At 65.6% G+C, this 5,335-nt stretch carries 5 protein-coding genes; 1 reads left to right on the top strand and 4 read right to left on the bottom strand.

What is annotated here, in order from left to right:
* Positions 1 to 310: 310 nt before the first annotated feature.
* On the top strand, positions 311 to 718 hold the full coding sequence (rnk, locus tag OX89_RS04340; protein WP_015913710.1) for a nucleoside diphosphate kinase regulator: 408 nt from the start codon (positions 311 to 313) through the stop codon (positions 716 to 718).
* Between the two features lie 54 nt (positions 719 to 772).
* On the opposite strand, the gene OX89_RS04335 is transcribed toward rnk, so the two are convergent.
* From OX89_RS04335 to OX89_RS04320, 4 genes are all read right to left on the bottom strand, one after another.
* Positions 773 to 1,936 (bottom strand): acyltransferase, encoded by a 1,164-nt coding sequence (locus OX89_RS04335; RefSeq protein WP_047349719.1) that lies wholly within the window; start codon positions 1,934 to 1,936, stop codon positions 773 to 775.
* Positions 1,937 to 2,130: 194 nt separating this feature from the next.
* A complete protein-coding gene (locus tag OX89_RS04330) occupies positions 2,131 to 3,087 on the bottom strand; it encodes a nitronate monooxygenase family protein (protein WP_011805963.1) in 957 nt (318 codons plus the stop codon).
* A gap of 78 nt (positions 3,088 to 3,165) precedes the next feature.
* Entirely contained in the window at positions 3,166 to 4,956 is a 1,791-nt protein-coding gene (locus tag OX89_RS04325; RefSeq protein WP_047349718.1) for an acyl-CoA dehydrogenase, read from the bottom strand.
* Between the two features lie 80 nt (positions 4,957 to 5,036).
* Positions 5,037 to 5,335, bottom strand: a 299-nt coding sequence (locus OX89_RS04320) for an electron transfer flavoprotein subunit alpha/FixB family protein (RefSeq protein WP_047349717.1), incomplete at its 5' end; no start/stop codon positions are given.

Here is a 5,335-nt window from a genome sequence, read left to right as displayed (position 1 = left end):
TCACAGTATCAATGGGGCTGCTGGAGCTAAATAGATACCCCTTATAAATAAACAGTTATTCTGGCAATATCCAAAGGCCTACGCCATTTGCCGGAGGGCTGCAAGCGCAGCGCAATTCGCACTGCGCGCGTGTGAGATCGCTTGGCAAACGCGGCACCAGGCCGCACAATTCACCACTTCCGCACCCAATTTGGTGCTTTTTTTGAGAACATGCCTTGGCCCGGACAACCCCGTTGCCCGGGCTTTTGTCCGTTTGAGCGCGGCTGCCCGGCAGACGCGCTTTCACCATCGTTTACAAGGGAATCACACCATGCAGCGCAAGCCCCACATCATCCTGTCGTCCCTGGACCTGGAGCGCATCGAAGCCCTGCTGGAAAAACAAACCGCCCCCTTTCCTGGCCGCGAGGCACTGGAGGCCGAGCTGGACCGCGCCGACGTGTTCGATCCCAAGGACATGCCCCCCAACGTGGTGACCATGAATTCCACCGTGCGCTTCACGCTGCTGGAAACCGGCAAGACGAACACGCTGACGCTGGTCTACCCGAAGGAGATGGACGGCTCGGGCGACAAGGTGTCGGTGTTCGCACCCGTCGGCATCGCACTGCTGGGCCTGGGCGTGGGCGACGAATTCCAGATGCCCAGCCCCACCGGCCAGGTCACCGTGCGCGTGGACGCCATTGATTTCCAACCCGAGAACGCGGGTGAACTGCATCGCTGAGCGCGATCGCACCACCCAAGACCCGAGGCAGCCATGACTGGCTGCCTTTTTTCGTCAGCGCAGGCCTGCCATGAGCGCGGTGGTCAGCAGGCCGGTTCCCACGAGCCCGGCCTGCCAGCGCAGCGCAGATTGCCATGTGGGAACGTGGCGCTCCACACGCTCGTACAGCAGGTGGCCCGCGGCGATCGACAGCACGAAAGCGATGCCCATGCCCGCCATCGCGGCGGCTACTGATTGCGGCCAGAAGTAGCTTTCCACCGCGTTGACGAGCACGCACACCGCAAAGTGCACGAGGAATACCGAATACGAGATCTGCCCCAGCCGGCTGAGCGGTGCCCAGCCTTGCCAGCGCTGCATGGCCGGGCTGCGCATGGCCACCACCAGCAGCAGCGCAGTCACGCCGGCCAGCGCAATGCGGGGGCGCCACTCCAGTGCCAACGCCGCCACCACCAGCGCCGCGATCAGCAGCGCCCAGCTCCAGGCTCCCAGCGCGCGGGGCGACTGCACGGCCCAGTAGGCCAGCATGCCAAGGCCATAGGCGCCGAAGAAATACACCGCCCAGACGTCCCAATTGGCGTCGCGGTTGAAGTACAGCAGCGAGGCGGCGACGCCCGTCGCCACGAGTACCTGCGCGCCGCTCAGGGCCCAGGGCCAGTAGCGGGACATACCACGCGCGCGCAGCGCCACCGCCGCGCGTGATACGCCAGCCAGGACCAGCGTGGTGAGGGCGAACAGCTGAAAGTCGATGGCCACGTACCACACGCCGGCCGACAGCGACTCCTCGTCCAGCACGCTTTGCAGCAGCAACGCATGCGCAAGCAACTGGCCCAGGTCCGGCACGTCGGATACCGAGGCGTGGTCGAACCACGGTTGCACGGCCGCCTGCACGACGATGGCGATCACCAGCGCCACCGCGTAGGGCACCACCAGGCGCACGAAGCGCCGTGCGATGCGCTGGGCAGGGTCGGTAAAGCGCGCCAGCCCCTGCGGCGCCAGACTGGCCGCTGCCAGGAAGCCCCCCAGCACCAGAAACACCTGCACCGCCATGCGCGCGTATTCGTAGAGCCAGTCGATCAACCCCGGCACCGCTTGGCGCGCCACGTCGGACATGGGCCCGTAGAACGCCAGGTGGTGCCAGACGATGGCGGCGCAGGCCAGGCCTTTGGTGCAGTCGATCAACGCACTGCGGGAGGCATGAGACGGGGTGTGCTGGGACATCCAAAACAGGAACCCCGTGCCGGCAGCAAGGCAGCAAGCCTGCGACGGAGGTTCACGGTAAACGGGCAAGCCCGAGATTTTGCGCCTTTTGCGCTGATGCTGCTGACCGCTACACAGCGCACGCGCATCAACAAAAACGGCGCCCCTGGGGCGCCGTTGGGCCAACGGGGCTACGTGGCAGCCCCGCGCGGGCATCAGCCCAGGGCCAGGCGCTCGCGCGCTTGCTGGTATTCGCGGCGCAGGCGCGCGACGAGTTCAGCCGTCGAAGTGACCTCGGTGATGCTGCCGATGCCCTGGCCGCAGCCCCAGATGTCCTTCCATGCCTTCTTGGCGTCGCCACCGAAGTTCATCTTGCTCGGATCGGACTCCGGTAGGTTGTCGGGGTCCAGGCCTGCCGCGCGGATCGACGGCGCCAGGTAGTTGCCGTGCACACCCGTGAACAGATTGCTGTAGACGATGTCGTCGGAGTTGCCCTCGACGATGGCCTGCTTGTACGCATCGATGGCGCGCGCCTCGTGCGTGGCGATGAAGGCCGAGCCGATATAGGCGAAGTCCGCGCCCATGGCCTGCGCGGCCAGGATGGCGCCGCCCGAGGCGATGGAGCCCGACAGCGCGAGCGGACCGTCAAACCATTGGCGGATTTCCTGGATCAGCGCAAACGGGCTCTTCACCCCTGCGTGCCCCCCCGCGCCCGCCGCCACGGCGATGAGGCCGTCGGCCCCCTTCTCGATGGCCTTGTGCGCGAACTTGTTGTTGATGATGTCGTGCAGCACGATGCCGCCCCAGCTGTGCACGGCCTGGTTCACGTCCTCGCGCGCGCCCAGGCTGGTGATGACGATCGGCACCTTGTACTTGGCGCAGACCTGCATGTCGTGCTCCAGCCGGTCGTTGCTCTTGTGCACGATCTGGTTGATGGCGAACGGAGCGGAGGGCGACTCGGGATGCGCCTTGTCCCACGCCGCCAGCGTTTCGGTGATCTCGGCGAGCCAGTCGTCGAGTTGCTCCGCCGGCCGTGCGTTGAGCGCAGGCATGGAGCCCACGATGCCGGCCTTGCACTGCTCGATCACGAGCTGGGGGTTGCTGATGATGAACAGCGGCGAGCCGATGACGGGCAGCGAGGGTTTCTGCAACGCTGGGGGCAGTTTGGACATGCGGACGGTCTCCATAATAAAAATGGGCTGTAGCGCTTTACCCGCAAGCGCTAGCAGCTATCAAAACAGAAGCAATTTTCAGAATGCTTCCAGCGGCAGAGCCGTGACGCTGGCCGCGCCGTGCACGATTGCGTCGCGCTGGCCCGGCGCCTTGGTCAGCAGGTGGTCGGCATAGAAGCGCGCCGTGGCGATCTTGGCCTGCATGAAGGCCACGTCCTGTCCCTTGGCGGACAGCTCCTGCGCCACCAGCAACGCGCGCGCCAGCTGCCAGCCCGCCACCAGATTGCCGGCCAGCATCAGATAGGGCACGCTGCCCGCATACACGTCGTTGGGGTGGGCCTTGGCGCCACCGGCGATGAAATCCACCACTTCCAGGAATGCCTGGCGTGCGGCAGCCAGGCGCTGGGCCACCGCTTGAGCGTCGGCCGTGCCGCTGGCGCGCAACTCGCCCTCGGTGGCCTCGATCTGCGCGGCGATCGCCTTGGCCGTCTGGCCGCCGTCGCGCGCCGTCTTGCGGCCCACCAGGTCGTTGGCCTGGATGGCGGTCGTGCCTTCGTAGATGGTGAGGATCTTCGCGTCGCGGTAGTACTGCGCAGCGCCCGTTTCCTCGATGAAGCCCATGCCGCCGTGCACCTGCACGCCCAGGCTGGCCACTTCCAGGCTCATTTCGGTGCTGTAGCCCTTGACCAGTGGCACCATGAATTCATAGAACACCGCGTTCTGCTTGCGCACCTCGGCATCGGGATGGTGGTGCGCGGCGTCGTAGGCCGCAGCGGCCGTGGTGGCCATGGCGCGGCAACCCTCGGTGTACGCGCGCATGGTCATCAGCATGCGGCGCACGTCGGGGTGGTGGATGATGGCGGCGCTGCCGGCCACGCTGCCATCTACGGGGCGGCTTTGCACACGGTCGCGCGCATACTGCACGGCCTTCTGGTAGGCGCGCTCGGCCACCGCGATGCCCTGCACGCCGACGGCGTAGCGCGCGGCGTTCATCATGATGAACATGTATTCCAGGCCGCGGTTTTCCTCTCCCACGAGGTAGCCGATGGCGCCGCCGTTATCACCGTACTGCAGCACGGCCGTGGGCGACGCCTTGATGCCCATCTTGTGTTCGATGGACACGCAATGCACGTCGTTGCGCGCGCCCAGGCTGCCATCCTGGTTCACGAGGAACTTGGGCACCACGAACAGGCTGATGCCCTTCACGCCCTCGGGTGCACCCGCCACGCGCGCCAGCACCAGGTGCACGATGTTCTCGGCCATGTCGTGCTCGCCATAGGTGATGAAGATCTTGGTGCCGAAGACCTTGTACGTACCGTCGGCCTGGGGGTCGGCCTTGGTGCGCACCAGCGCCAGGTCGGAGCCTGCCTGCGGCTCGGTCAGGTTCATGGTGCCGGTCCACTCGCCCGTGACCAGCTTTTCCAGGTAGGTGGCCTTGAGTTCGTCGCTGCCGGCCGTGAGCAGCGCCTCGATGGCACCATCGGTCAACAGCGGGCACAGCGCAAAGCTCAGGTTGGCGCTGTTGAGCATTTCCACGCAGGCCGCGCCGATGGTCTTGGGCAGGCCCTGGCCGCCGAAGTCGGCAGGGTGCTGCAAGCCCTGCCAGCCGCCTTCGGCGAACTGGCTGAAGGCCTCCTTGAAGCCCGGCGTGGTGGTCACGGCACCATCCTTGAACCAGGAGGGTTTCTCGTCGCCAACCACATTGAGCGGAGCCACCACGCCCTCGTTGAACTTCGCGCATTCTTCCAGCACGGCAGCTGCCGTGTCCAGACCAGCGTCCTCGAAACCGGGAATCTGCGCGACCTGGTCGATGCGTGCCAAGTGCTCGATGGCGAACAGCATGTCCTTGACGGGGGCGGTGTAACTCATGGGTGTCTCCAACTCAAAACGGTACGAATGTGATCAAAAAAAAGGCATCGCAAGCGATGCCTTTTTGCCGGCGCAGCGGCTTACAGAGCCTTCACCAGTTCCGGCACGGCCTGGAACAGATCGGCCTCCAGCCCATAGTCGGCCACCGCAAAGATCGGCGCCTCCGGGTCCTTGTTGATCGCCACGATCACCTTGCTGTCCTTCATCCCTGCCAGGTGCTGGATGGCCCCCGAGATCCCCGCCGCGATGTACAGCTGCGGCGCAACGATCTTGCCCGTTTGCCCCACCTGCAGATCGTTCGGGGCGTAGCCCGCGTCCACCGCTGCGCGGCTGGCGCCAATGGCCGCGCCCAGCTTGTCCGCCAGCGGGGTCATGACTT

This window comes from Diaphorobacter sp. J5-51 (assembly GCF_001023515.1).
Taxonomy (GTDB): Bacteria; Pseudomonadota; Gammaproteobacteria; order Burkholderiales; family Burkholderiaceae_C; genus Diaphorobacter; species Diaphorobacter nitroreducens.
This window is presented reverse-complemented; position numbering and strand designations above follow the sequence as displayed.

Excerpts from the sequence above, each read along its gene's own strand:
- rnk (WP_015913710.1), top strand. The coding sequence starts at position 311 with ATGCAGCGCAAGCCCCACATCATCCTGTCGTCCCTGGACCTGGAGCGC.
- OX89_RS04335 (WP_047349719.1), bottom strand. The coding sequence starts at position 1,936 with ATGTCCCAGCACACCCCGTCTCATGCCTCCCGCAGTGCGTTGATCGAC.
- OX89_RS04330 (WP_011805963.1), bottom strand. The coding sequence starts at position 3,087 with ATGTCCAAACTGCCCCCAGCGTTGCAGAAACCCTCGCTGCCCGTCATC.
- OX89_RS04325 (WP_047349718.1), bottom strand. The coding sequence starts at position 4,956 with ATGAGTTACACCGCCCCCGTCAAGGACATGCTGTTCGCCATCGAGCAC.